At 64.7% G+C, this 25,637-nt stretch carries 19 protein-coding genes; 11 read left to right on the forward strand and 8 right to left on the reverse strand.

Annotated elements, in window-relative coordinates; all coding sequences use genetic code 11:
• Positions 1-89 precede the first annotated feature (89 nt).
• Positions 90-854, reverse strand: a complete 765-nt coding sequence (locus ACFVWT_RS13885) for a FadR/GntR family transcriptional regulator (protein WP_390248653.1) — start codon at positions 852-854, stop codon at positions 90-92.
• A 94-nt stretch (positions 855-948) separates the two neighbouring features.
• Between ACFVWT_RS13885 and ACFVWT_RS13890 the strand changes: the two genes are divergently transcribed.
• From ACFVWT_RS13890 to ACFVWT_RS13905, 4 genes are all read left to right on the forward strand, one after another.
• Positions 949-1,827 carry a carbon-nitrogen hydrolase family protein gene (locus ACFVWT_RS13890; protein ID WP_390248655.1) on the forward strand — a complete coding sequence of 293 codons (879 nt, stop codon included), beginning with the start codon at positions 949-951 and terminating at the stop codon, positions 1,825-1,827.
• A gap of 9 nt (positions 1,828-1,836) precedes the next feature.
• On the forward strand, positions 1,837-3,186 hold the full coding sequence (locus ACFVWT_RS13895) for an APC family permease (RefSeq protein WP_390248657.1): 1,350 nt from the start codon (positions 1,837-1,839) through the stop codon (positions 3,184-3,186).
• Positions 3,187-3,232: 46 nt separating this feature from the next.
• Positions 3,233-4,012, forward strand: a complete 780-nt coding sequence (locus ACFVWT_RS13900; RefSeq protein ID WP_390248659.1) for a carbon-nitrogen hydrolase family protein — start codon at positions 3,233-3,235, stop codon at positions 4,010-4,012.
• A gap of 267 nt (positions 4,013-4,279) precedes the next feature.
• On the forward strand, positions 4,280-5,482 hold the full coding sequence (locus ACFVWT_RS13905) for a methyltransferase (protein ID WP_390248661.1): 1,203 nt from the start codon (positions 4,280-4,282) through the stop codon (positions 5,480-5,482).
• A gap of 35 nt (positions 5,483-5,517) precedes the next feature.
• Here the strand turns inward: ACFVWT_RS13905 and ACFVWT_RS13910 are convergent, their stop codons facing one another.
• Entirely contained in the window at positions 5,518-6,462 is a 945-nt protein-coding gene (locus tag ACFVWT_RS13910; RefSeq protein ID WP_390248663.1) for a lipid kinase, read from the reverse strand.
• A 276-nt stretch (positions 6,463-6,738) separates the two neighbouring features.
• Between ACFVWT_RS13910 and ACFVWT_RS13915 the strand changes: the two genes are divergently transcribed.
• Positions 6,739-7,194, forward strand: a complete 456-nt coding sequence (locus ACFVWT_RS13915) for a universal stress protein (RefSeq protein ID WP_390248665.1) — start codon at positions 6,739-6,741, stop codon at positions 7,192-7,194.
• A 361-nt stretch (positions 7,195-7,555) separates the two neighbouring features.
• Here ACFVWT_RS13915 and ACFVWT_RS13920 read toward each other — a convergent pair whose 3' ends face one another.
• The 3 genes from ACFVWT_RS13920 to ACFVWT_RS13930 form a co-directional block, all read right to left on the reverse strand.
• Complete coding sequence (locus ACFVWT_RS13920; RefSeq protein ID WP_390248667.1) at positions 7,556-9,214, reverse strand: thiamine pyrophosphate-binding protein; 1,659 nt, start codon at positions 9,212-9,214, stop codon at positions 7,556-7,558.
• A gap of 120 nt (positions 9,215-9,334) precedes the next feature.
• Positions 9,335-9,811 (reverse strand): Lrp/AsnC family transcriptional regulator, encoded by a 477-nt coding sequence (locus tag ACFVWT_RS13925; RefSeq protein ID WP_390248669.1) that lies wholly within the window; start codon positions 9,809-9,811, stop codon positions 9,335-9,337.
• A gap of 88 nt (positions 9,812-9,899) precedes the next feature.
• Complete coding sequence (locus ACFVWT_RS13930; protein WP_390248671.1) at positions 9,900-11,069, reverse strand: Fic family protein; 1,170 nt, start codon at positions 11,067-11,069, stop codon at positions 9,900-9,902.
• Positions 11,070-11,154: 85 nt separating this feature from the next.
• Here ACFVWT_RS13930 and ACFVWT_RS13935 point away from each other — a divergent pair, with 85 nt between their 5' ends.
• A complete protein-coding gene (locus ACFVWT_RS13935; protein WP_390248673.1) occupies positions 11,155-12,363 on the forward strand; it encodes a hypothetical protein in 1,209 nt (402 codons plus the stop codon).
• A 1,023-nt stretch (positions 12,364-13,386) separates the two neighbouring features.
• On the opposite strand, the gene ACFVWT_RS13940 is transcribed toward ACFVWT_RS13935, so the two are convergent.
• A complete protein-coding gene (locus ACFVWT_RS13940) occupies positions 13,387-13,890 on the reverse strand; it encodes an Lrp/AsnC family transcriptional regulator (RefSeq protein WP_390248675.1) in 504 nt (167 codons plus the stop codon).
• 93 nt (positions 13,891-13,983) lie between these two features.
• On the opposite strand from ACFVWT_RS13940, the gene hisC reads away from it, so the two are divergent.
• The 5 genes from hisC (at position 13,984) to ACFVWT_RS13965 (ending at position 19,569) form a co-directional block, all read left to right on the forward strand.
• Positions 13,984-15,081 carry a histidinol-phosphate transaminase gene (gene hisC / locus ACFVWT_RS13945; protein ID WP_390248677.1) on the forward strand — a complete coding sequence of 366 codons (1,098 nt, stop codon included), beginning with the start codon at positions 13,984-13,986 and terminating at the stop codon, positions 15,079-15,081.
• A 53-nt stretch (positions 15,082-15,134) separates the two neighbouring features.
• Positions 15,135-16,547 (forward strand): amino acid permease, encoded by a 1,413-nt coding sequence (locus ACFVWT_RS13950; protein WP_390248679.1) that lies wholly within the window; start codon positions 15,135-15,137, stop codon positions 16,545-16,547.
• A gap of 345 nt (positions 16,548-16,892) precedes the next feature.
• A complete protein-coding gene (locus ACFVWT_RS13955) occupies positions 16,893-18,182 on the forward strand; it encodes a hypothetical protein (RefSeq protein ID WP_390248681.1) in 1,290 nt (429 codons plus the stop codon).
• Positions 18,183-18,467: 285 nt separating this feature from the next.
• On the forward strand, positions 18,468-19,094 hold the full coding sequence (locus ACFVWT_RS13960; RefSeq protein ID WP_390248683.1) for a hypothetical protein: 627 nt from the start codon (positions 18,468-18,470) through the stop codon (positions 19,092-19,094).
• A 208-nt stretch (positions 19,095-19,302) separates the two neighbouring features.
• Positions 19,303-19,569 (forward strand): hypothetical protein, encoded by a 267-nt coding sequence (locus tag ACFVWT_RS13965; RefSeq protein WP_390248685.1) that lies wholly within the window; start codon positions 19,303-19,305, stop codon positions 19,567-19,569.
• Between the two features lie 3 nt (positions 19,570-19,572).
• Here ACFVWT_RS13965 and ACFVWT_RS13970 read toward each other — a convergent pair whose 3' ends face one another.
• Positions 19,573-22,722 (reverse strand): UvrD-helicase domain-containing protein, encoded by a 3,150-nt coding sequence (locus ACFVWT_RS13970; protein ID WP_390248687.1) that lies wholly within the window; start codon positions 22,720-22,722, stop codon positions 19,573-19,575.
• Positions 22,719-25,397 (reverse strand): RecB family exonuclease, encoded by a 2,679-nt coding sequence (locus tag ACFVWT_RS13975; protein WP_390248689.1) that lies wholly within the window; start codon positions 25,395-25,397, stop codon positions 22,719-22,721. The genes ACFVWT_RS13970 and ACFVWT_RS13975 overlap by 4 nt, the downstream gene beginning before the upstream one ends.
• Positions 25,398-25,637: the final 240 nt, after the last annotated feature.

A 25,637-nucleotide genomic window follows, 5' to 3' on the forward strand; every position in this document is an offset into this window, starting at 1 on the left:
CGGCGCACATGCCTGCTTTGAATGCGAGGCCACGGCGAAATATCTGGGTCGGGGGAGGATGCCATGCCAAGGAGCAACGGCTAATCTGTTCACCCATCGGAGGTTGTCGGAGCTGCGCCCGCCAGCCCCATAAACATCGTCCGGTGAAGCACGTCCACGTGCTTCCGCGAGACCTCCACGGCTTCATGGAAGTCGCCGGCACGCAGGGCCGCCACTAGCGCCACGTGGTCACAGTTCGATTTGTGCAGCAGCTCGATGGGGTAGGGGATGAAGTAGGCGTAGAGCTCTGCCAGCGTCTCGTGGTAGGCCTCGACGGCGGTGCCCAGCCCTGAAGCTGTGCCCACCAGCTGGTGGAACTGCTCGTCAGCCTGGTGGTAGTCGGACCAGTCCGAGGACTCGGCCATGGCGCGGGTCAGCCGCTCAAGCTCATCCAGCTGTGTGGCCGTAGCGTTCACCGCCGCGTAGTGCGTCACCGCGCATTCGAAGAGCAGCCTCCGGTCCACGAGCCGGTTCACGGCCTGAGACTCTGCCGGTGATGCGGAGAGTTCCGCCAAAACGTCCGCAGGTGGCGAATCCGCTACGAACGTTCCGCCGGCCCGGCCCCGGCGGCGGACCACCACGCCCTGCTCCGCCAGGCTCGCCAGCGCGCGGCGGGCGGTGATCGGGCTGACGGATAGGCCCAGGGCCACGTCCTCCTGGTCGGGCAGACGCTCACCTGGTTTCAGCAGCCCCAGCGAAATCGCCATGCCGATCCGCAGCCGCACGGCATCGATGGCGCTGCGCCGGTCGATGCCGGCCAGCCTGCCGGCGCCGATGGGCGAGGTGTCGGCGGTGTCCTCCAACTGACGGGTCATATCCGCTACTTTACGGCCCAAACCCACCTCTTTCCATAATTGGATCATTCTGATCTAATATAACTCAGATCACATCCCCAACGTGGAGATAACCATGCAACGCATCCTTCCCCTCATCGCAGCCCAGGCCCGGCCGCGGCTCATCGGTGAACCCGTCTCGGCATTCGCGGACGAGGTCAAAGCCGCCCTCGCCGTCCAGCCCCACAGCGAGCTGGTGGTCTTCCCCGAGCTGCATCTCTTCGGTGACGGGGAGCCTGACCAGCAGCGCACCGAAATGCTCCAGGCCTCCGCCGAACCACTGGACGGCCCCCGCATCAAAGAGCTGAAACAGCTCGCAGGGGACCTCGGCATTTGGCTGGTCCCGGGCAGCGTGTGCGAACGCGGATCGGAAAGGCAGCTGTTTAACACCCAGCTGGTCCTGTCCCCGGAGGGAGAACTTGCCGGCTACTACCGGAAGGTCTTCCCCTGGCGCCCGTTCGAGCCCTACGACCCCGGCGACCGGTTCACCACCGTGGACCTCGCCGGTATCGGCAGGGTGGGCCTGAACATCTGCTACGACGCCTGGTTCCCGGAGGTGTCCCGCCAGCTCGCCTGGATGGGCGCCGAAGTCATCCTCAACGTCGTCAAAACCACGACGCCGGACCGCCGGCAGGAGCTTGTGCTCGCCAAGGCCAACGCCATCGTGAACCAGGTCTTCGTGGTCAGCGTCAACTGCGCCGGCCCCACCGGCAAGGGCCTGAGCATCATCGTGGACCCGGAGGGCAACACCCTCGCCGAGGCCCCCGACGACGCACCGGTGCTGCTCACGGCGGAACTGGACCTTGCCGCCGTCGAGCGCGTCAGAACCCACGGCACCGAAAACCTCAACCGACCCTGGTCCCAGTTCCGCGACGGCGAAGACGCCGTCGAACTGCCCGTCTACCAGGGCCGGATCAGCCCGGCCACCTGGGCTCCCCAGACCTTCAACGCCTAAGGAAACACCGTGACAACAACACTCACCCGCACACTGAAACTGCCCAGCCTGGTCCTGTTCGGCCTGGCGTACCTGACCCCGCTGATCGTCCTGGGGATCTTCGGCATCATCGCCGAAACCACCGGCGGGGCATCGCCGTCCGCCTACCTGGTGGCACTCGTCGCCATGCTGTTCACGGCCCACAGCTACGGGCGGATGGCCATCGCGTATCCCGTGGCCGGTTCCGCCTACACCTACGTCCGCCGCTCCATCGATCCCCGAGTGGGGTTCCTGGTGGGCTGGGCCATCCTGCTGGACTACCTGTTCCTGCCCATGGTCATCTGGCTGATCGGCGGCTCGTACCTGACCGCACAGTTCCCCGGAATCCCCATCGGTGTCTGGATCGTGAGCTTCATCCTCATCACCACGCTGCTGAACATCCTGGGCATCAAGGTGGCGGACAAGGCCAACTACGTGCTGATGGCGTTCCAGTTGCTGGTCATCGTGTTCTTTGTGGTGCTGTCCATCGGCAACGTGGTGTCCACGCAGGGCGCCGGCGGCCTGGCCAGCACCCAGCCGTTCTTCAACGACACCTCCAGCTTCACCACCATCTCCGCCGGTGCCGCTATCGCCGCATACTCGTTCCTCGGGTTCGACGCCGTCACCACCCTCACCGAGGAGACCATCGAACCGCGCAAGAACATGCCCCGCGCCATCATGCTCATCGCCCTGATCGGCGGCGGCATCTTCGTGACCGTGTCCTACGTGACCCAGCTGGTCCACCCGGGCGGGGTGTTCGAGGACTCCGCCTCCGCGGCCAGCTCCATCGCCCTGCAGATCGGCGGACAGCTCTTCGGTGCCGTGTTCCTCGCCGGCCTGGTGGTGGCGCAGTTCGCCTCCGGCCTCGCCGCGCAGGCCAGCGCCTCCCGCCTGCTGTACGCGATGGGGCGGGACTCCGTCCTGCCCAAGGCTGTCTTCGGCCGGCTCAGCGCGAAGTTCCACACCCCGGTGGTGAACCTGATTATCACCGGGATTGTCGGACTGATCGCGATCTTCCTCGACGTGGCCACCTCCACGTCGTTCATCAACTTCGGCGCCTTCACCGCCTTCACGCTGGTCAACGCCTCGGTGGTGTTCCACTACGTGCGCCAGCGCCGTGCCGGGCACCAACTGAACGCGGTGTCCTACGTGGTGGTCCCGGTGGTCGGAGCCATCATCTGCGCGTACCTGCTCTCCCAGCTGGACAGCAACGCGATTACGCTGGGACTGTCCTGGCTGGTGCTGGGCATCGTAGTCCTGGCCCTGATCACCCGCGGTTTCAAGGCGGCACCGCCGGAAATGACGGCAACGGAAAAGGCGACGGTTGAGGCTGCCGCCTGAGCTCGACCCCTGAGGTGTGCTGGCTGACAGATGGGAAGGAACCACCGTGAGAATTGCGCTCGGGCAGCTGGAGTCGGGCACCGACATCCAGGCCAACCTCACCACGATCGACCGGTTCGCCGCGGAGGCAGCGCTCGACGGCGCCACGCTGGTCGCCTTCCCGGAATACGCCACCTACGAGAAGAAGAAGGTGGACGCGACCTTCCCCGAGGTCGCCGAGCCGCTGGACGGCCCCGTCTGCCAGGAACTCGCCAGCACCGCCCGCCGCCACCGCATTGCGCTGGCGGCGGGCGTGGTGGAGACCTCGGACGAGCCGGGCAAGGCGTACAACACCCTGGTGGCTTTCGGGCCCGACGGCGGCCGGCTGGCCTTCTACCGGAAGATCCACCTCTTCGACGCGCAGGGTTTCGGGGAATCGGAGTTCATCAAGCCGGGTCCGTCCACCAGCCCGGTGGTGTTCGAGCACGGGGGAGCGCGCTTCGGGCTAATGACCTGCTACGACCTGCGGTTCCCGGAGCTGGCCAGGTCACTGGCCGACGCCGGTGCCCAGGTTCTGCTGGTCTGCTCGTCCTGGGTGCCTGGCACCCATAAGACAGAGCAGTGGCTGGCGCTGAACGCCGCGCGCGCAATCGAGAACAGCGTGTACGTGGCAGGGGTATGCCAGACGCCGCCGGTGTCGGTAGGCCGCAGCGTTCTGGTTGATCCGATGGGGGTTGTTGAAGTTGCTCTTGGACTGGAGCCTGGTGTCCGGGCGGTGGACATCTCGCTTGAGACGGTGTCTCGGGTGCGGGAGATGTTCCCGATGTTCCGGCAGCGGCGGCTCTAGTCAGGACCGAGCCCTCTAACGAGCGTGCAAATCTGCCCGGTAAGCCAGATATTGGGCAAGCGGCAAGCGGCAAGCGAGGCAGGCGGGCGGGGCGGCGGATGGCGGCCACGGCACCCCTGTATCCTGACCATGTAGGTTGAAGGGCCCCAGCGGCGATCAACCAAGCTCAGTTCGCGGCCGGATAACGGTCCGGAATCTTGGGCCGTGGCCTTGGACGTCGTGGAATCACCGCCGCAATCGTCAGTCGCCGATCGGCTCCTCTGACGCTTGGAACGGACCTTTATCACCACCCACACGCCAGCTCCTGTGGGAATCCCGACGTCGGTCCTTAACCACTCGCGCGCAGCTGCGGTGAACGAGCATGCCCTCGTGACCTGGGCCGAGGCCGGTGAAAGCAGGACCGCGCGATGGCGTTCAGCGAACGGCAGGCCGGCGCCGACGCGCGTCGAAGTGGTCTCCGACTCCCTCACGGCCGATGATGCGAACCGGATGGCGTCACAGGGTATTGCGATGCTCTGGCACGGTGACTTCCACAACGCACGGCAGATCCTCAACGCCATGGACCGCCGGACAGGCGCCGGAAAGAAGACCGCAGGCACTCCGGCCGATAAGTTCTATCGCCACCGCCAGTCCCGCTCGCACCGTGCACGCATTCTCGGCCTGCTGCTGATTCCGCTTGATCCGGGCCCGGTGGTGCCGCTGCGCCGCGCACCGGATATCCGGGAGGCCGCCGCTGAAGCGTACGGCGAAATCGGCGAATCCTCCGTTGTGTCCCTGCATGAGCTTGTCGGGGCCATTGGCGCGCACGAGTGGCGACGTAAAGGCGTCCACGTCGATGCCCTGCAGGGCCGCATCCACCCGCACTACGGCACGTTCTTCCCCACCCGGAGTGAGTATGTGGATCTCGTCGCCGCCGCTGCGCTGCCCTCTGACACGCTGGCGTTCGACGTCGGCACCGGCACCGGGGTGCTCGCTGCCGTCCTCGCGAGCCGTGGCGTCCACCGCGTGGTGGCGACGGACAATGAACCGCGTGCCATCGCCTGCGCCGCTGAGAACTTCCGGAACCTCGGTGTCCAGGACCGTGCCGAGGCCGTCCTGGCCGACATGTTCCCGCCCGGGCGGGCACCGCTCATCGTGTGCAACCCGCCCTGGATTCCGGCCACGCCGCATTCCAGCCTGGACAGCGCAGTCTACGACCCCGGCAGCAGAATGCTGTTCCGCTTCCTGAACGGACTCTCCGACCATCTGGAGCCGGGCGGGGAGGGCTGGCTGGTCCTCTCCGACCTGGCCGAGCACCTTGGCCTGCGGTCGCGTGAGGATCTGCTGACAGCCATCACGGCGGCCGGGCTGAAGGTGGTGGAACGGCTGGACACCAGGCCAACGCATCCGAAGGCATCGGACCGCGACGATCCTCTGTTCGAGGCGCGCACGGCCGAGGTCACGTCCCTGTGGCGGCTTGTTCCCCGATAGTCACAACCAGCCGCCGTCGGGAATTACGACGGCGGTCAGTCCGCGGCGCCCGCTCCGTCGAGCAACGCGCTGGTACTGCTCTGGGGCACCACCACGTGGACGGCGTTGCGCTGGACAGTGAAGTCGGTAGGCGTGACCGTCGCGATCTCGCCGTCGAGGTTTACCGGCAGCGGCGGCTCCGTGACCAGTCGTACATGCCGGCTGGTCAGGTGGTACACCTTGTCGTGTTTGATGAAGCTGCCGTCCTTGAGCAGCCGTGCAATACTCACGTGCTCCCGGAGCGGGCCGGCCAGGATGGCGTAGACGTCGAGGATGTGGTCATCGATTCCTGCCGTGGGGGAGACCGTGTTGCCGCCGCCGTAATAGCGGCCATTGCCGACCGCCACCTGAAGCAGGTTTTCCAGTTCCATCGGCTCGTGGTCGCCCTCCGGGAACTCGAGGCGGGCCCGGAACGGCTTGTGCCGGGCATAAGCCCACAGCGTGGCGATGCTGTAGGCCAATGGCCCGATGTACCGCTTCAGGCGGGGGCTCAGAGCCTCCGTCACGGCCACGGACAGGCCCACGGACGCAACGTTGAGGAACGGCTCACCGTTGGCCCGGCCGAGGTCGATGTCCACCACCTTTCCTTCGGCGACGGTGGCGCACGCCTCGGCAAGGTTGTTCGGTATCTCCAGCGTGCGGGCGAAGTCGTTGGCGGTGCCCAGCGGAAGAACGCCGAGCACAACGTTGGTGCCGGCAACCCGGCCGGCGGCGTAGCTCACGGTCCCGTCTCCGCCACCCACAACGATCAGGTCGTGCCCGTCCGCAAGCACTCGATCAAGCGTCCCGGCCAAGTCTGCCCCGGACAGGATGTGGTTCACGGCGGTGATGGGCACGCCTGCCTTGCGCATCGCGTCCACCGCAAGTTCACCTGCAGCCCCTCGGCGTGATCCGGCGTTGATGACGACGGCGGCAGAGCGGGCGTCCCGGGCGGCTTTCATGTGGGCCATGGTAGGCGGCGGACCTGTGGGTTTGCTATGGCGGGAACTACATCCAAGGCACTCAGTCCTAGTCGCTCGGCCCGCGACGCCGGGGACCTTGGACTCTACCCCCGACGCCGGCACGGGCGTCCGATGGAACCATGACAGCTGGAACCGAACCCCGCACGCAGTCTGGTCCGTCCCAGGGTCAGGCGAGGGTGCCCGGATTGCTGTGTATCCCTCACAGGGTCAGGCTCGGCGAGGCACGGATCGGCAAGGCAGTGAAAGGAAAGACAGATGGCCAGTACCGGTTCATTCTTGATTGTTGTCGGTTTTGACGGTTCCGAATATTCCCAGGCTGCACTGGACTGGGCCATGGATGAGGCGCGGCAGCGCAATGGCCACCTCCGCCTGGTCACAGCCTGGCATAAGCCGCCGATGGCGTGGTATCCAACTGTCCTGGAGACGGCGGCAGGTGAGATTGCGGCCGAGGATTCTCCGGAGCAAGTCGCACGGACCCGCCAGGGTGAGGCGCTGAAGACCGCCACAGACGGAGGCGTGACCGCGGCTGGAGAGCTAGTAGACACGCCTTCACCTGCTTCGGCAATTCTGGACGCTGCCAAAGACGCGGACCTTATTGTCGTCGGCTCCCGGGGTCATGGGGGATTTCCGGGCTTGCACCTGGGCTCGGTCTCCACCCAGGTTGTCACCCATGCTCAGTGTCCCGTCCTGGTGGTTCACCGTAAGGCGTGATCCTTCTGGAGCTTGCTGCTCCGGGGTGGCGGCACCGGCACTGTTTGGAACGCCCGAATCCCCGGGAGAATTGGCTCTTGCGCCACCGGAAAACTAGGCGTAACACTGTTAATACGTTCTTCGAAAGAAGGGCGGGAACGAACAACAGGGAACCCTGGAACACACTGTGGATCTGATCCACGTGGTCTGCCGATGACGAGGCAGGAAGAACCAGAATTCCCACAAGTTCGGGAGATGATGTTCGTCATAACGGAATCAAAACAGTCGAAGCCCCTTCAGCATTGCTGGTGGGGCTTCCCCTATTGTGCGTTCGCCGGCGGCGAGGTCGCGTCGCTGTGGCGGCTTCTTCCCCGCTTCCCCGCTAGCCCGCCACCGCCGCCTTCGCCTCTTGCTTGGCCTGCATCCATTCGCTCATCCACGGCGCCCGGACGCTCGACGTAATCCGGCAGTCGGCCACGAAGGTTCCCTTGGCGCCGGCGTCGATCCAGTCCTGTAGCGCCGAGAGGTCTGCCAGTGAACGGATGATCGCGGACTCAGCTCCCAAAGCACGGGCGACGCCGCTGAAGTCCACTTCGGGGATCAGCATCGGCTTTTCGGTCAGGCCCTTGGAGCCGTACTGGTGGATCTCCGCTCCGTAGGCAGCATCGTTGTAAATGACGACGACGGCGCTGTCCGCCGCGCCGATCAGCGATTCGAGGTCGGCCAAGCCCATCAGGAAACCGCCGTCACCGGAAGCCAGCACCAGGGTGCGGCCGTCCTCCACCGCACGGGCTGCCCCGACGGCGCTGGCAAGGCCCAGCCCGATGGTCTGGAAGGCCGTGCCCACCATCACCAGGTCCTGCGGCCGCGGGATTTTCCAGTACATGGGGGCCCAGCCGAGGAAGTGCCCGCCGTCCTGGACCACGGTGCGGCGCTCCGGCAGCACGGCATCCAATGCGATGGCAAGGGAGCGAGGGTCCAGCCGGCCATCCGCAGTCTCGTCGGAGCCGGGGTGGTGGGCCGGTCCTTCGGCCAGACGCTTGCGGGCTTCCGCCCGCCACGCTTCTGCTGAAGCCTCGCTGTCCAGCAGCTGGAGGATGCGTCCGGCGGCGGACTTGGCGTCTGCGCTGACGAACAGGTCCACCCGCGGGTGCGTGGGCTGCAGGGCGGAATCGATCTGGATCACCGTGCTGTCAGGGCCGAGCAGGTGCCCGAACCGCAGGGTGAAGGGGCTCAGGCTGGCCCCGGCCACGAGAACCACATCCGCCTCGCCCATAAGCCCGGCGGCGGTGTCCGTGCCGAAGCCGCCCGCGACGCCGAGGTACCCCTCGCCCTGGAGGAGGTTGAGCGCCAGGGCGGTTCCGGCGCTCAGCGCGCCCAACCGGTCGGCAAGCTCGCGGAGCTCCGGGCCGGCACCGGCGAGGTGCGCACCGCGGCCGGCGAGGATCAGCGGCCGCTTGGCCCCGGCGAGCAGGCGGGCCACCTGCCCAAGGCCGGCGCCGCCGTCGTCCGTTACCTGGGGTGCCAACGGCGCCGGAAGCTCTTCATCTGCCGCCTCGAGTGCCGCGAGGTCGTAGGGAATGGCAATCACGACGGCGGTGCGCTTGGTGAGTGCGTACTCCACCGCCTGCCGGGCGATGGAGCCCGCGGCGTCGCGGGTGACGGTGAAGGTGGCCGCGCCGAGGCCAGCGGCGATTGCTGCCTGGTCCACGTCCTGGGGCCGGGCGCCGGTGCTCGGAGCCTCACCGGTGACCAGCACGACGGGGATCTGCGCCTGGACCGCCTCGGCCAGGGCGGTGAGCGCGTTGGTGTAGCCGGGGCCGTAGGTGGTGGTGCCCGCTGCGAGGCGTCCGGACGCACGGTAGTAGGCGTCGGCCGCGGCGATGGCGGCCCCTTCGTGCCGGACGGGGGAGAAGCGGAGGCCCAGCTTCTCCGCGGCGTCCAGGAAGTAGACGTTTCCGTTGCCCATGACACCGAAGAGATCGGTGAGGTAGCTGCTGAGAACCTGCGCCACGCGGCCTGAGACGGTAAGAGTAGTCATGCAGGAATCTTGTGGGCTAAGTCACGGATCGGCAAGAGAGTGTGTTTTGGATGGGATATTTGGCAGCCAGAGCTAGCTAAGAGTGAAAATTTGCCCACCTGTGGCGTGGATCACCGGCAACTAGTTGGAAGGGCGGGTTTCCTGCTCGGAGAGCCGGGCCAGGAGGCCGTCGTAGCGGGGCGGCATGAGTTCCAGCACGGAAATGGCCGTGCTGGTCCGCTGGATTCCCTCGATTTCCAGGATCTCGTTGGTGATCCGGTAGAGATCGGCCGTACTGCGGGCCACCACCTTGGCCATGAGGTCCGCGTCTCCGGTGGTGGCGTGCACCTCGATGACTTCCGGGATCGCGGCGAGTCCGTCTTCCACCGCTCCTGTCCGGGTCTGGCTGATGGACAGCGAGAGGAAGGCCATCAGGTCATAGCCCAGCGCGGCGGGATCCAGCCTCCGGCTGAATGAGCGGAGGGCGCCGCTGCGCTCGAGCCGTGCCAGCCGGGCGTGGACTGTGTTCCGTGCGACGCCGAGCGTGCGGGAGCGACTGTCAGCAGTTACCTGGCGAAGGGAGATCGGCGTGAGCTCCTTGATGTTGTCTGTATGCAAATACGTCACCGGGCGTTGGAGAGCACTCCGAGGGCCTGCAGATCGACGAGAGATGTCAGTCAAGGGTTTCGTCTACGCCAGAACTGCATTATTCGGACTCCTCAGGCGCTGGTCTTGATTCGTCATCGAAGAGCTGAAGAACCTGAGGGGCATACCAGAACTTTGTGCCGCCCCGACCGAAGGATCCTAACGTGCTGAGCCACTGGCGCCGTTCCAAGGACCTGAGCAGGTTCAAAGCTCCCTGGTTCGATACGTTTAGCTGCATTTGAACTTGGGCGGCGGTAACCACAGGGTTCTCAAAAAGCATGTCTACGACCTCTGGAGCGCGGCTGCGAACACCAGATAGGTCGGCTCGGTACTTTTCCCTGAGTTCCAAAAGGTGAAGTGCCCGGGCGAGCCCATCCTCGGCCTGAACATGCACAGCCGTGAGGAAGAACTGCAGCCATTCCTGGATCTCGCCCTTTTCGCGAACATTTTGCAGTCGGTCGTAGTACTCCGTGCGGTTTGCAGCGAAATAGGCGCTGACGTACAAAAGGGGAGCCGACAGCGCGCGCTCCTCCTCTAATAGGAGTTGAATCAGCATCCGGCCGACACGACCGTTGCCATCGCGGAATGGATGAATTGTCAAAAACTGATAATGAAGCAGGGCGATGCGTATCAGCAAAGGCAGTCGTGGCGGCCTCGCATGCCAAGTCTCCCAGTCCTCCAAATTCTCAATCATTGCCGGTCCGATCGGCGGAACGAATCGAGCAGTTTCTGGGCCCTTTGTGGGTGAACCGAGCCAAACAGGAGTGGTTCGCCATTGCCCAGGCGACATGTCTGAGTGGTTCCCCACGAGGATGGCATGAACGCGCTGAACGAGAGAGAGGTCGACTTTTTGATCACGCACATATTGAAGTCCTTCATCGAGCGCGTGCCTATAGGCCTCTATCGCGCGGACGTCCTGGACGTAGGCTCTGGGGTTTCCTGCCTCGGATTCGTACACGTCCGTCAGTGTCGCTTGTGTGCCTTCGATTCGCGAGCTTGCTACGGCTTCCCGTGCCGCGTACGGCCTGCTGATGAGTTCGGGATTGCGAAGCAGGCGCGCCACACCGTCGAGCCGCCCAACCGCCCCGTCCGCTTTCGACAGCGCCATCTGTGTTTCATCGCTGAGTTCTACGTCCTTTGGCAACGGGGCGGGCAAGAACCAGTTGAAGCCGTTGCTTGCATCCTTCTGCACACTTCCGAACACGGAGGTCTCAAAGTTCGAAGCTTTCATACCTCTAACTTACAACACAAAGGGGTGATATATTGGATGTAGATGGATTTGTGACCTTGAATATTGGACCTTAGGAGGCAGCCCAGTGGGGAAGACTGCTGTAATCGTGGACAGCCGAAACGTGCTTGGGCAGGTTTCGGCTGTGATGGGGCAGCGACATCGGCCCACTGTAGGTGGCGTCCGCGCGAGCCTTGCCATGGTCGGCTTCGACGTGTCCCACGTCCACGTCGGGCTGGCGCTGGCGCGCGACAAGGACATCAATACTCTCGCCGCTCAGCACGCTTCGAACGATAAATACAAACAGTCGATCGAGTCTGACCCGGACGCCGAAGTCCTCCTCGGAGAACTCCACGTGAAGAACAACAGCGACGGGACAACTCGCGTCGAGGAGAAAATCGTCGACGGCGCATGCAACGTGTGCATCACCAAGTACGTCGACGCCATCCTGCATGGAAGATCTGACGTTGAATCAGTGGTCGTCCTCAGCAAAGACATCGACCTCAGCCCCTCCGTAGACTACGGACTGCAGGTCGGGGTGCCCGTATATGTCGCAGCCACCGATGTAGTTCAGCGCCGGCCTCACCCGCATCTTCTTCTCACGCCCCTGTTGCTGGAGGTTATGGCAGACCTCAACCCGGCCGCGAGCGGGCACGCGCTGCGCGAACTGGCCGCCATGGCGTTGACTGAACAGGTAGCCATGGACTGGACGCCGCGGCCAGGAAAGAACTCCGGTATGTACACCCACCCGACCGGGCTTGAAGGAATTGCCAAGAGCAGCCTCAAATCTGCTCTCTCCGGCGATCCCGTTAGACTCTACGCCGTCGACGTCGACTTCGCCGTTGCGAGCCACGCCGGATTCCCGGTGCTCGTCCTCGATTCAAAGCCGGCTGCCCATCCACCTGTCGAGAGACTCACCGTTGTAGGCCGGTCCAGCCTTCTCACGGTCAAGCTGAAAGGCGAAGGAAACTCAGTCATGTCGTCGTCGTTCCCGGCCGGTGGCGTAGTGCCCGGCGACACCGTGGTACGACACCTTACGACGGGAAGGCTGATCGGCAGGCTGGGGGCGGTGATGTCCGATCGGGCCTTTGACCCTGATGTGATTCACGTCATACGGGTTGCAGCGGCCCTGCCTAAAGGCGGCCATCTGGGAACCGATGCTTCAAACAGGCGCGGTCTCATCCTCGGAACGGGTGACCACAAGCCTGGCGCGCGATTCGCGGCCGTCCAAATTGATGCGAAGACCAAGGGGCCCGTGTGGGTCGCCCTGGGTTCGCCCCTACCTCCCGGAGCTTAAAGCAGAAGAGGCGACTTGCGTCGCCTCTTCAGTTAAAGCGGGCCCATACGTCCCGCACTGAGTATGTAACGATACTAGGTGCGCGCTGCTGTTCGAGTCAATTCGAGTCTATAAGTGGTGCCGTTCAGATTCAGGTGCAGCAAGGGCGCGGCCATGTAGATGCCGGATCGAGCGCGTGAATGTTTGGTCCGTCCTCGTTGGCCTCCAAAACAATTCTTTGCAGAACTGACGCGTGAGGATCGTTCGCCGGAAGGGGAGTGGAGGGTGCAAACATTGCGAGAGCAGGACTTTCCCAAAGAGCTCAGGACTTGGCGTTCAACGCAGTGTTGGTCACCCGTACCAGTTCGCATGGTTCGCCTGATATCTCGAAGGCTCCGTCGACTGGGAAAGGGGGCTTTCTTCGCAACCATTTATTGCGGGCCGTAGAATGCTTGAGTCGGCCAGGACGTCATCAACGCAACCGTCCTTAGAAGCCAAAAGCGCCGACGAGCTACGTGCAATCTGTGGGCTGTCTGGTCACGTCGCCTCCGCTCCGGGCTCCGAGCTTGCCATCCCCTACTGCTGGATGATGTCTCTCTGGCGACGACTGTGCCGCTCGCGTTGCAGTACATCGTCCGGGTACTCCGGCGGGTGCCGTCCTTGCTGTCGGGCAGCACCCCATCCCTGATTCGGATAACTGGACCGCCGTCAGATGATGCGCCTGGTTTCTTAGATCGCAGATCTCTTCCGGTGCGAATCCCACGAGGTCTCCGTAGACTGTGTTGTTGTCCGATCCCACGCTGCCGCCAAAGGGCCGCGCGTTCCGCGGAGTCTCTGACATGCGGTCGACGGGAGCCTGGACGTGAATCTGGTGCGAGTCGTCGTCTACGACTGCCAGGAAGGTGCCCAGTGCCATAACGTGAGGGTCACCTATGATTTGTCTTCTGCATCGTGCTCCGGGCCTGCAGCGACACCGGCGGCGTTGAAATTGGAAATGACAGCAATTCGCAGGAGAAAATCCTGTGCCCATTTGTCACCCACCATTTAGTTCGCGCTGCGGGATTCCTGCTCGGAGAGCCGGGCCAGGAGGCCGTCGTAGCGGGGCGGCATGAGTTCCAGCACGGAAATGGCGGTGCTGGTCCGCTGGATGCCGTCGATTTCCAGGATCTCGTTGGTGATGCGGTAGAGATCGGCCGTGCCGCGGGCCACCACCTTGGCCATGAGGTCCGCGTCTCCGGTGGTGGCGTGCACCTCGATGACTTCCGGGATCGCGGCGAGTCCGTCTTCCACCGCGCCTGTGCGGGTCTGGCTGATGGACAGCGAGAGGAAGGCCATGAGGTCATAGCCCAGCGCGGCGGGGTCCAGCCTCCGGCTGAATGAGCGGAGGGCGCCGCTGCGCTCGAGCCGCGCCAGCCGGGCGTGGACCGTGTTCCGTGCGACGCCGAGCGTGCGGGAGAGTGCCAGGGCGCTGGCTTCCGGATCCTTGTCGAGGGCCAGGATGATCCTGCCGTCGAGCGAATCCAGGGTGCGAGGGGTCGGGATGGTCATATTTTCACCACAGTCATTAGAAGTTGAGCAGAAGTCCCAATGGGTTGAGGGTATCTTGCATTGTGGGCCGGATCACAACCATGATCGGTCCTCATGACCCGTGATCAGCTCCTCACCGCACCGGATGCCGCGCTTCCCACCCTTCGCGGCGCCGTGTCCGGACTTCCGTCCTACGTCCCGGGCCGGCGCGGCGCCGGCGTGGACATCGCAGCCCTCGCCAGCAACGAAAGCCACTACGCTCCGCTGCCTGCTGCCGCGGCTGCGGTGGCCGAAGCGGCCGGCACCATGAACCGCTACCCGGACAGTGCCGCCGTCGAACTCCGCGAACGGCTCGCCGGGCACCTGGGCGTCACCGCCGGGGAGGTCGCGGTGGGACCCGGCAGTGTGGGCGTCCTCCAGCAGATCATCACCGGACTGTGCGACGCCGGCGATGAAGTGATCTTCGCCTGGCGCTCCTTCGAGGCGTACCCCATCCTGGTGGAGCTGGCAGGCGCCCGGCCGGTCCGCATCCCGCTGGACGATGCTGAGGGCCACGACCTCGACGCCATGGCCGTGGCCGTCACTGACCGCACCAAGGTGATCCTGCTCTGCACTCCCAACAACCCCACCGGCGTGCCGATCAGCCACGAGCGCGTCGTGGCTTTCCTGCAATCCGTCCGTTCCGACATCCTCGTGGTGATCGACGAGGCCTACGTGGAGTACGCCGAAGCGGGCAGCGGCCCCGATTCCCTGGCGCTCTACCGCCAGTACCCGAACGTCTGCATCCTGCGCACCTTCTCGAAGGCCTACGGGCTCGCTGGCTTGCGCGTGGGATACGCCGTGGCTGCGCCGGCCATTGCCGAGGGACTGCGGCGCACCGCCCTTCCCTTTTCCGTGAGCGCGCTGGCCCAGAAGGCGGCCATCGCTTCGCTGGACGCGGGGGAGGAGATGGAAGCAAGGGTGGCCGCCGTCAGGCAGGAGCGCACACGGATGGCCGCCCAGCTGGAAGCCCAAGGCTGGAAACTGCAGCCGACCCAGGGCAATTTCCTGTGGATCCGGGCCGATGACCACCTCCGGGCGAGGCTAGTGGACGCGTTCGACCGCGCAGACATCCTGGTCCGGGCGTACCAGGGCGACGGCGTGCGGATCACCGTTGCCGATCCCGCCTCCAACGACCGCGTGCTCCGGCTTTTGGCAGCCCACGCGGCCTGAACACTCACTGACCTTCTTCCGACCCGTTCCACCTACAACCAGAGGAATCCCCAATGGAACAACAGACAAAGACGTCTGCCCGCGCCCTCGGCGCGGCCCTTAAACCGCGCCAGCTCACCATGATGGGCCTGGGAAGCGCCATCGGCGCGGGCCTCTTCATCGGCTCCGGTGCGGGCATCCAGGCTGCCGGCCCGGCGGTGCTGATCTCCTACCTCGTGGCCGGCACGCTCATCATCCTGGTGATGTGGGCGCTCGGCGAGATGGCCGCCGCCAACCCGGACAGCGGCGCCTTCTCCGTCTACACCGCCAAGGCCTACGGGCCGGTGGCCGGTGCCACCGTGGGCTGGCTGTGGTGGCTGCAGCTGGTGGTGGTCATCGCGGCCGAGGCGCTCGGCGCGGCAGGCCTGCTCACGACCATCTTCCCGGCCCTGCCGGTGTGGCTGATGGCGTTCGTGTTCATCGTGGTGCTCACCGCCGTGAACCTCACCAGCGTGAAGAACTTCGGCGAGTTCGAGTTCTGGTTTGCGCTGCTGAAGGTGGCGGCCATCGTCGGGTTCCTCCTGGTGGGCGCTGCCCTGCTCTTCGGCTGGCTGCCGGGCGTGCAGTCGCCGGGCCTCTCCAACTTCACCGGAGCCGGCTTCGCACCCAGCGGTTTTGCCGGCATTGCCACGGCACTCTTCGTGGTGGCATTCGCGTTCGGCGGCACCGAGATCGTTTCCGTGGCGGCAGCTGAGACCGCGGAACCTGCCCGCAGTGTGAAGAAGGCAGTCCGGACGGTGCTGTGGCGCATCCTGGTCTTCTACATCGGTGCCATCTTCGTGATCGCGGCCGTGGTCCCCGTCGGTTCGGCGGGGCTGAAGAGCCCGTTCGCCGCGGTGCTGGATGCGGCCGGCATGCCCGGCGCGGCCACCGCCATCACCCTGGTAGCTGTGGCGGCTCTGCTCTCGGCCCTCAACGCCAACCTCTACGGTGCGTCACGGATGGCGTACTCCCTCGCGGAGCGGGGTGAGGCACCACGCTTGCTTGCCTCGGTGTCCAAGGCGCGTGTGCCGGTTGTTGCAGTCCTGGCCAGCGTTGCCTTCGGCGTTGTCACGGTTGTGCTGGAGCTGGCCTTCCCCGAGAAGGTCCTTCCGGTCCTGCTCAATATCGTGGGCTCGACGTGCCTGCTGGTGTGGACGTCCGCGCTCCTCGCCCAGCTGGCGCTGCGCCTCCGCGCCGACCGCGAGGGAACAGAACTTCCCCTGCGGATGCCCGGCTTCCCGTGGCTCACGGTGTTTGGTCTGGTCATCCTCGCTGCGATCTTCACGGTGGGCTTCATCGGCGAGGATTCCCGTCCCCAGCTCCTGAGCACGTTTGCGCTCGTAGCTCTTTTGGCGGTGGCGTGTTGGGTGCACCACCGGAACGGGAAGGTTTCGGGGCATGTCGAGTCTTCGGAGAGCGCAAAGCTCCCGGTGCTTATCGACTGAACCACGGGCTGCGGACTCTTTCGTAGGTTCGGTGCACGCGGAGGGCGCGTCCGGTCTGACGGGCGCGCCCTCCGTCCTGTTGTGCCGGGCTGGCCGTGGTGAGCATGAGATCGGCCGGGTGACGGGTTGCGTGGTGGGCTGCCTGCTAGCCGGTCCGTCAGAAAGGTACAGGGCTATGTATTTTGGGCAGACGGTCGTCGCTTGGTCGAGGAGTTTGCACGCGCCGCGACCTAGTAGGCCTGGATCCATGAATAGAATCGCCATGGATCCAAGTGCGGCACGGCCGGATTCTCGCCTGTACGCCGCGTTCACGCCTCGTGAGAGGTGCAACCAAAGGAGTAAGCGATGGCCGATATCGAAAGCATCACGTTGGAGGCGGAGCTCGTCGGAGAGGACGCCACGCGTGATATCGCAAAGGCGGTGAGTGCTCGTCACACCATTGCTCGTAAGTACGTCATGAGGCTCCGTCGGCGGCACCCGGAGGCGACGCCGGCCGAGGTTATCCAGATGTTGGAGCGTCACTACGCGACGTCGATCACCACCGCTGGCGCCCTTATCAGTGCCGGTGCGATCGCCGCTGACATTGGGATCGCAATGATCCCTGGAGTAGGGGCAGCGGCGGCCGGTATGAAAAGTGCAGGTCAACAGGCCGCCAAGAAGACAGTCCAAAATGCCGCCAAGAGCGCTGCGAAACAAGCCGCAAAAAACATGGCGATGAGTACTGCGAAGAACGGTGCACAACGGGCTGCGGCGCTACTTCCAGCCGGCGATGAGCAACTGCAATTCGAAATAACGGCGGTTTTCGCGCTCGCTATTGCCGATATCCACGGGATGGATCTCGACAAAGATCAAGCTCTTGCCCTCGTCTACGGACTTTCAAATGAACGCGTTAGCCAGAAACAGATCGCGACGATGGCCACAGACCTATCGAGCTCGGCGGTCGAAGGTGTCGTCGTAGGTGGCAACACTGCTGCGGCAGGTCGCGCGGATTGGTCGCATTGGGCGAATACGCTCGCCGATAGCCTTCCTGGCGGCGCCGCGCAGAGTCTGGTTCGTACCATTGAGACCGGTGAGCTAGACACCGTCCGCCAAAATTTGAGCGGAAAGCAGCAGGCCACGATCGAATATGGCGTCGGAGCCATAACGGGAGGCGTCACGCGCTTCGTGTTCGGCCGCGACGTCGTGAACGCGGCCCGGGCCGCGTTCGCCGAAGCTCCGGAGGTGTTCCCCGAGCACCTCGTCATTCCTGCCGGGCCCGAGGCAGAGGATGGCGATGCCGACCAGAACCGAGCTCTCGCAGCCATGGAGGACGCCGCGAAGCTGACGGGGAATTGGATTGCGGGTACTGCCACCACGGTGGGAGGCGGCGTCGCAACGGGCGCTGCGGCAGTCGGTGCAGGGGTGGCAACCGCGGCCGACACCGTGTCACGGGTGTTCCGGAGCGTAGACATCGACGGCGACGGAATTCCGGACGAGCCCCAGGCGCTCACAGCAGTCAAGGGTGTCGGCGGTGCCATCGCAGGAACGGCAGGCAACATCGGTGGGAACGTGGCGGGACTCTTCAAGCGGAAAAAGCGCGGCGAACACGCGACGGACGGGCCGGATGCAGGAGTCGACGAAGCGGTCAAGGAGTAAGCCTGAGGTTGGGTCTGCCGAGCGCGGTGGAGTTGGGCGTCCGCGAAGCGAGCAGTCCAGCATTACCTATTGTGGCAAGCCTCGTAGACACGTTGGGAACCAGCTGGCTCGTCGGGGCGATGGTCCATGCCGCGAGATCCGGGACCGGAATGGCGCGTCGTAGTCGACCGCCTTTCGCATCCATATATGGTTCGAGGGGACTTGTCACGGTTGTCTGGTGCGGCTAGACAACCCCGCGTAATTTCGAGGGTCTCGATGTCGAACGAAACTGGAGATTGAATCGTCATGAAGTTTTTCAAAGCACGGGTGTTGCTTTGGCCGGCCTTGCTGCTTTTGGTGCTGCTGGGCGGGGGAGCGGTCGCCGCATTCGCATCCGGCGGACTTAACGCCCTCGCCCTTAAGTCCCTGTTCAGCAGCAGCTCCAGCGAACGTGATTCCCAGGTGGTTCAGGCCGTCACGCGCGTGCAAGAGGTTGCCTTGCTCAGCCTTCACATCGAGGGCATCGACAGGTACGAAAGCAATAGCGAAGTTTTCGGCGTTGCCATCCCGGCGACCGAGAAAACCACTCTGCTCCAGTACAAGTTTGACGCGAAATTAGGCGTCGACGGGTCACGGGTAAAGATCGAATCCACAGGTCCGAAGTCGTTTCGTGTGACCATGCCAAAGTTCACCGGCATAGGCTTTGACAATCCCCACTTCGAAGACCCCCTTGAGAGCGGCAACCCTCTCAGTTGGCTGTCTGAACCGGCCGCCCAAACGCGGATGGTCAACAAAATTCTCAGCGATGAGAACAAGCAAATGTACATCTCCCAAAATGAAGAAGCCTTGAAAGATCAAGCCAAGGTGTTCTACCGGGGAATAATTGCCGGCGTCGCTCCCGAAGTTACCCTCGACTTTGAGTTCGCAGGGTAGATGCCCGCAGCGTCGCCGCTTCGCCTCATGAAATGCTCGCGGAGGAGCTGACGGTAGCTCTAGACGACCCCATGACCCTCCCAACGAACGGTCAAAGCCACCCTTGAAGGGCACCCGAGGTAACTTACAAAAAATCCTTGGCCCTAAGAACTTTTTGTAATCCGCCCTAGATGCGCTCTTTGTCAGGACGCGGGCCTACAGTGCTCCCATGACTCCCGACGAAACGGCCCCAAGCCCGGAACCGAAGAAGAAGCGCGCCGTCTCGCGGAAGTGCCCGGTGTGTGGCAGCGAGGCCTGGCGGATTGCCTATGGAATGATCATGCCGTCGGCGCGCGAAGCAATGCCAGAGAACACCGAGTTCGCCGGATGTTGCATCGACATGGAAATCCGCGAGTACCCCGCCACCGGTAAGACGGAGATGGGCATACCCAAATGGGCCTGCCAGAACCCGGAGTGCCGTCACCGCTGGTGGTGAGCCCTAGCTGATCCGGAACACCTTCCCAAGTGCCGGCATGTGGATCAGGGTTTCGACAACGGGCCGCCCCGTGATGGACTCAATCGCTTCGGCATACCCCCGCATCTGGCCGATGTATTTGTCCTTGATGTGACCGACAGGATCCTTGCCGGGGTAGGACTTGTGGTCCACGAGGACATAGCCGGCTGTCGTCTCCAGCAGGAGGTCGATCCACCCCTCCATGAGCTGGTTGTCAGCATTCCGCCAGGCAACCGACTGCTCGGTTGTGAGCTTCGCGCCCGGGTAGTGCTGGTGCAGGAAGGCGAGCATCCGTTCACCGGCCTCCACCACGACACCCGGCTCGACGGCGGCGGACGCGCCCCAGCGGTCCAGGAGCCGCTGCGCGGCGCTGAGTCGTACGGAGGCATCCATGTCGCCGAGAGGCAGAGCAAAGTATCCGTGAATGGCGGAGCCCACGTGATCCCAGTTGGAGGCGCCGTGGGGGATCAGCTGCGGGCCAAGGGCGGCCGCCTCGGTGACGTCGGCTGCGAAGCCGAAGCTCGCCAGGGAACTGGCGGTTACCCTGGCAGGTTTATACGAAGCCCGCGCGTCGACGGCGAAGCCGTCCTCGTGCTCGACCTTGGCGTCGTCACCGGCATCGGCTGGTCCATCCGCGGGCTCGTAGCTGAACGCCTCCACGGTGAGAGTGTGCTCGCCGTAGCGCCCTTGGACGGTCAAGGTTCCTTGGTTCCCGGCTCCCTCAGTCCACTCCACAATCGGGCCGGTTCCGAGCGAGTTCAGCGAAGCCGGCGCGGCTTTGGCGGCCGCCAGGCAGGTCACGCTGACGGAGCGCGTGAGGCCCACGTACAGCACCCGCGCCGAGTCGGCCTGGCGCCGTGCCAGGACCCGCTGCGCGACAGCCGAGGAGTCGGCCACTCCGGACAGCGGCTTGAACCCCTTTTTACCGAAGGGCCACGGCCAGAATCGAATCCAACGTCCTGCGAGAGGGTTGCTGACGTCGATCTCATCGACTCCCTCGACAGCCACGTCCCACAGCTTCGCGGTGATATCGGTGTCGAGGCTCGCCAGCACGACGGCCGGCCACTCCAGCCCCTTGGCCTTGTGGTAGGTCAGTACGTTCACGACGTCGTCGCCGAAGTTCTCGCTGCCGGTGCTGTCGGCGTCTGCGAGGAAATTGAGCGAGCCGCTCAGCGTCACGGGCTTGCTGAGTGCGGCACACGATTCGTAGTACTGCTCCAGCAGCGAGCGCAGCGCGTCCAGATTCTTGAGCCGGGTTCCGGGGTTGCTCCACGTCTTGATGAGGCGGGCCAGCCCGAGGCGCGCTGTGACCTCTTCCATGATCTCGGTCGGCGTGCACAGCTTGGCCAAGTGGCGGAGCTCTACCAAGCCGGACACCAGCGGGTCGCTTGCCCAGCGCTGGAGCTCTGCTGTCGGCTCCTCGGCGTCGAACAGGGCCGGGACCCACCGGCCGAACTGGGGATGATCAGGATGCAGGTGTGCCAGCTCAGCCAGGGCCACGGTGTCGTCGTCGGACGCGACGAAGGCCATCCCGGCGCGGACCAGCTGGATTTCTCGTGCGGCGAACAACGAGGAGGTGTTGGTGGTTGCCTTAACACCTAGCGCCGCCAGTTCTCCGGCGATGGCAGCCACGTCTACATTCGTCCGCGCGAGGACCGCGACGTCGGACCCCTTGAATCCCCGGCGCTGGATGAGATCCACGACGCCGGCGGCGACGGCCCGCCGCTGCTCCAGTACGGTTTTCGCTGCTAGGGTCCACGCCTCCCGGGCGCCGCCCAGGGCGTTCTTGGGATGGGACTCATCGCGGCGGGCTTCGGGGACCGTCAGACGGACTTCGTCCTCGCCGAGCTCCGGGAACATGGCGAGGCTGATCGCGTTGGAGAGGTCGATGACGGCTTCCTTGGACCGCCAGGAATCATGAAGCTGGGTCTTGCTCTCAACCCGGGCGGCCACGGCTTTCATCAGCTCCGGATCAGTGCCCCGAAATTCGTAGATGGCCTGCTTCGAGTCGCCTACCCAGACCACCTTGTGCACCAGCTCGGCGAACTTGGTGAACAGCTGGAGCTGCAGCGGGCTCGTGTCCTGGAACTCATCCACCACCATGAACTTGATGCGTCCGGTGATGGAGTCGCGGAAACCTTGGTTGTTCTCCAGCAGGTCCAGCACCAGCGTTTCCTGGTCGACAAAGTCGATGAGTCCGTACTGCCGCTTGAAGTCCGCGAACCGGTCCAGGCAGGCAGCGGCGCAGGCAAACACCAATTCGGTGAACTCCCGCAGCTCGGTCTGGAAGGCCGGGTTGGGGGCCAGATCGACGTCGACCGCAGAAATGTAGCTCTCCAGGTGCCGTTTGGCCTGTGCGTTGGGGACGCCGGCCGCCTCGATCCAGAAACGCCAAGGAGCATCCTCTGGCGAGGCATGGGTCAGGACCGGCTCCAGCAGGGCGATCGAGGCCAGGAGGTTCTTTGGTGGAGTCTTGCCGGATTCGGCGATCTCCGCAGCCAGCCCGCGAAGGCTCATGAGCCCCTGGAGGAGCTGGTTGAACCAAATTGCGCGGTCGTCGAGACCGGCCGGACCCAAGACCTGATGTAGTCCCTGCCATGACGCCGCGGCGGAGTGCGTCAGCGCCGAGGGGGCAATCCTGTTGCTGCGGGCGGCATCCGTGATGTCCCGGACGACCTTGCGCCAGTCGGGGTCGGTGCCCCGGATGTCGGCTTCGCCGTCGTGTCCCAGCCGGCGGGCGAGAGGCTGGATCCGCGGAGTGAACTCTGCGAACACGGCGTCCGTGGCGAGCTGGAAGATCCGGAACTGTTCGTCTTCGGCGATAACCTGCAGGGCCGGCGACAGCCTGGCGTCGACCGCGTATTCCCGGAGCAGCCGGCCGCAGACGCTGTTGACGGTGCCCACCATGCTGACGGACATTTGGCGTGCGGCGTAGGGGCGTTCCTGGCCGAAGAGTTCGGCTTGGACCCGGTCGATCAGTTCGGCGGCGGCCTTCTTAGTGAAGGTGGTGGCCAGGATCTGGCTGGGCTTCGTCCCGTTGTTGATGGCCCGGGCAATCTCGCCCATCAGGCTGTGGGTCTTGCCGGTGCCGGCGCTGGCCGTGATCATGCTGACGTTGTTCAGGGCGTGGTTCATGACAGGTCCCCCTTGAGGCCGCAGAGTGCGGAGAAGTCGCAGAAGTTGCAGGGCGGCTTCTGGTAAAGCCGGTCGTCTGCCGTTGCCGTGTCCCGTTGCTCGGCGGACGAGCCCAGTTCCTGACGTCCGGCCGCCAGGACGCGGCCGCCGACCACTTCCGAGATGGAGAATTCGGCGGCGCGGACCGAACGCCGCCAGGTGCTCCGGCTGGATGCGGGGCTGGCCAGGGCCGGGCCGAAGAGGGTGCTGGTCGAGGCGAACTCGCCCTGCTTGAGCATGTAGTAGGACATCGCCGCGTCTTCGGCGACGGTGGACATGGGGTCGGGACCGTCGTCCAGGGCCCAGTGGTAGAGGGCAAGCTGCATGGCGTCCCCCTGGGTGATTTCTTCGCGGCGGTACTTCGAACGGTTGGTCCACTTGAGGTCGATCACGACGGGTTCGGCTTGCTGGTCCGCGGCCAGGACATCGATGTAGCCGGAGACCTTGACTTCGATCCGCGTCCCGTTGACGTTGAACAGGGCCGGCTTGCTGAACTCGTGCTCAGTGGCGCGGATGTAGACCCCTTGCGTCTGCAGGGTCTGGAAAAGCTTGATGACCGAGTTCTCGATGACGGGCCGGAGGCCGGCGAGTTTGCTGCCGTGGCCGGGCAGGAGTAGCTCCGAGGCGTAGTGCGGCACGAGTTGGTCCAGTTTGGCCTGGACTTCCGCCGGCTGGGGCACGGCGCGGTTCGCGGCGTAGAGGTCGCCGAAGAGTTCTTCGACGACTCGGTGGACCAGGGTGCCGATCATGGTGTTACCGGTGGGCACGGACTGCGCGTCGCCTACCTTCAGCCGGCCCTTCTTCTCCAGAACCCACTTCATCGAGCAGCCAATCAACGTGCTGAGCTGCGAGTAGGAGAGCTTGTCCGGCATGAACTCCGGCCGGGGACCCAGCTCATGGGATGCCGGCACCGGCCTAGTCTTGGCGGGCTGCACTGGTGTCAACGCGGCGGTTCGGCCCGCGAGGCGCCAGACACCGTCGCGCACCAGCTCGGCTGGGGTGGTGCTGAAGGCCGAAATGGCGTGTTCCACCGCCTTCTTGTTCTCCTCCGGGGTTCCCGGTAGAGGCGTCGGGAGGGTGCTGAAGGCCAGTGAGGACAGCACCGGGTGGGCCTTGGTGGGCTCCCCGCTGATCTCCGCGGCGCGCACCAGCAGCAGCCGCCGGCAGTGCCGTGCGGCGTTCACCGCCACTGAGAGTTCCAGCTCTGCCAGGGCAGCAGGATCAGGCAGGACGACGCCGGCGCCGAGCAGGGCCTGGCGTTCGGCGTCGTCCCAGTGACGGGACCGGGCCTGGCCGTCATCCTGGCACCCCCACCAGACGAGCGTGTCGACGTCGTCGCACAGTTCACCGAGGCTGCGTAAGGTGACCCACGGCGCCGCCTCGCCGCCGGCCAGGGGGCTGGCCCTGGCGGGAATGACGGATTCCAGGATCCGTGCGATGGTTTTGCGGGTTACCGGTTCCGGACCGTCGATCAGGGCCGTGAATTCATTGAGCTGGCTGAGGACGGATTCGAGTTGCGGGTAGAGCTGCACGCGGCGGCTGAGCTGGGTGCGCAGCCACTGTGCGCGTTCGACGACGGCGGCGCCGGTGACAGTTCCGTCGTCGGTCAACAGCCCGGTGCCAAGAAGCTGGTCCAGCTCTGCCGCTACGAGGGGGCCGAGGGTCTCGTCGTCGCTGATCTTTTGGATCGCCGCGAGCCATTCGTCACCGCCGGTCCCCGGCTGCTGGGACAGCGCGTGCAGCAGGTGCCTGGCCGCTGCCCGCCGGACGGGGCTGACGGGGAGGTTGAGGAACTCGCCCAGCAGTTGAACGTCCACTGGTCCCCAGATGACGGTGAAGAAGAGGGGAATGATCTGGTCCATGGCCCGCCACCGGGAACGGCTGCTGACACCGATCCGTGGCAGTCGGCGGCGCTGCAGCTCCTGGTCCAGCAGCGCGGTGCTCGTGGAGGCGACGACGGCGGAGCGATCCGTCGCGTGTTCGCCTTCGGTGGTACCGGCGGACGCGAGCCAACGGGCCGTGTGCTCCGCTGCTTCCCATTCGGTCCTGGCGACAAGAGCGGTCACTTCGCCCACGGGTTCCGTCGGGACGGACGGCTCCAGGACCGTCACGCCGCGGCGCTCCAGCGCGCCGATGAGGCGGTTCCAGATTGCGGGGAACGAGCCACGGGGGTGCTGGAGCTCAAACTGCGAGATTCCGAGCGGCCAGTGGGCTGTGGCTTCGCTCTCGAGCTCATGGATGAGCTCAAGCGGGAAGTCGGCGAACGCCCGGTCGAGGGGGAGTCTGCTCTGTTCCAAGGCAGAGAGGGCCTTCAGCGTGGGGGTGGACCCTTCAGGGGCGAGGCCCGACCATCCGTTGACGACAAGTTCGTCGCGCATGTTCAACAGGTCGATGGCCGTGGACCACGGATCGACAGAGAAGGAACCGTGGAACCAGGCCTCCGGGCTGTCCTGCTCCGCGAGCCGAGCCATGTACTGCCTGATCCTAGTGGAATGCCGCGCGTCGGGTCCGGTGAGTCCGAGGCGGGTCTGCAGGAGCTGCGCCAACCCCAGGGGACCGAGCCGGACCGTGCCGAGTGCGAAATCACGATAGGTCCATGGAGCGCGGTCCAAGTACAGGCCAAACAAAACGTTCACATCATCCCCCGGGACGTGTTGGAGCGACAGTTCCTAGATCATATGGGCAGGGTCTGACAAAGAACGGTGTGACGCGTTTGCTGCCACGGAGCAGCGACTGGTCAATGAACGTTGCAGAGTTCTCCATGGGCGTCGGGCCGTTGTTCCTGCTTGTTTGAACTGCTAGGACTGGCGTTAGCTGCCTCGCCGACAAATAGGGCCCGGCCTCTCTCCGGTCTGACGTTATCGCCCGGTCAGGAC

It is taken from the genome of Arthrobacter sp. NPDC058288 (genome assembly GCF_042880995.1).
GTDB lineage: Bacteria > Actinomycetota > Actinomycetes > Actinomycetales > Micrococcaceae > Arthrobacter.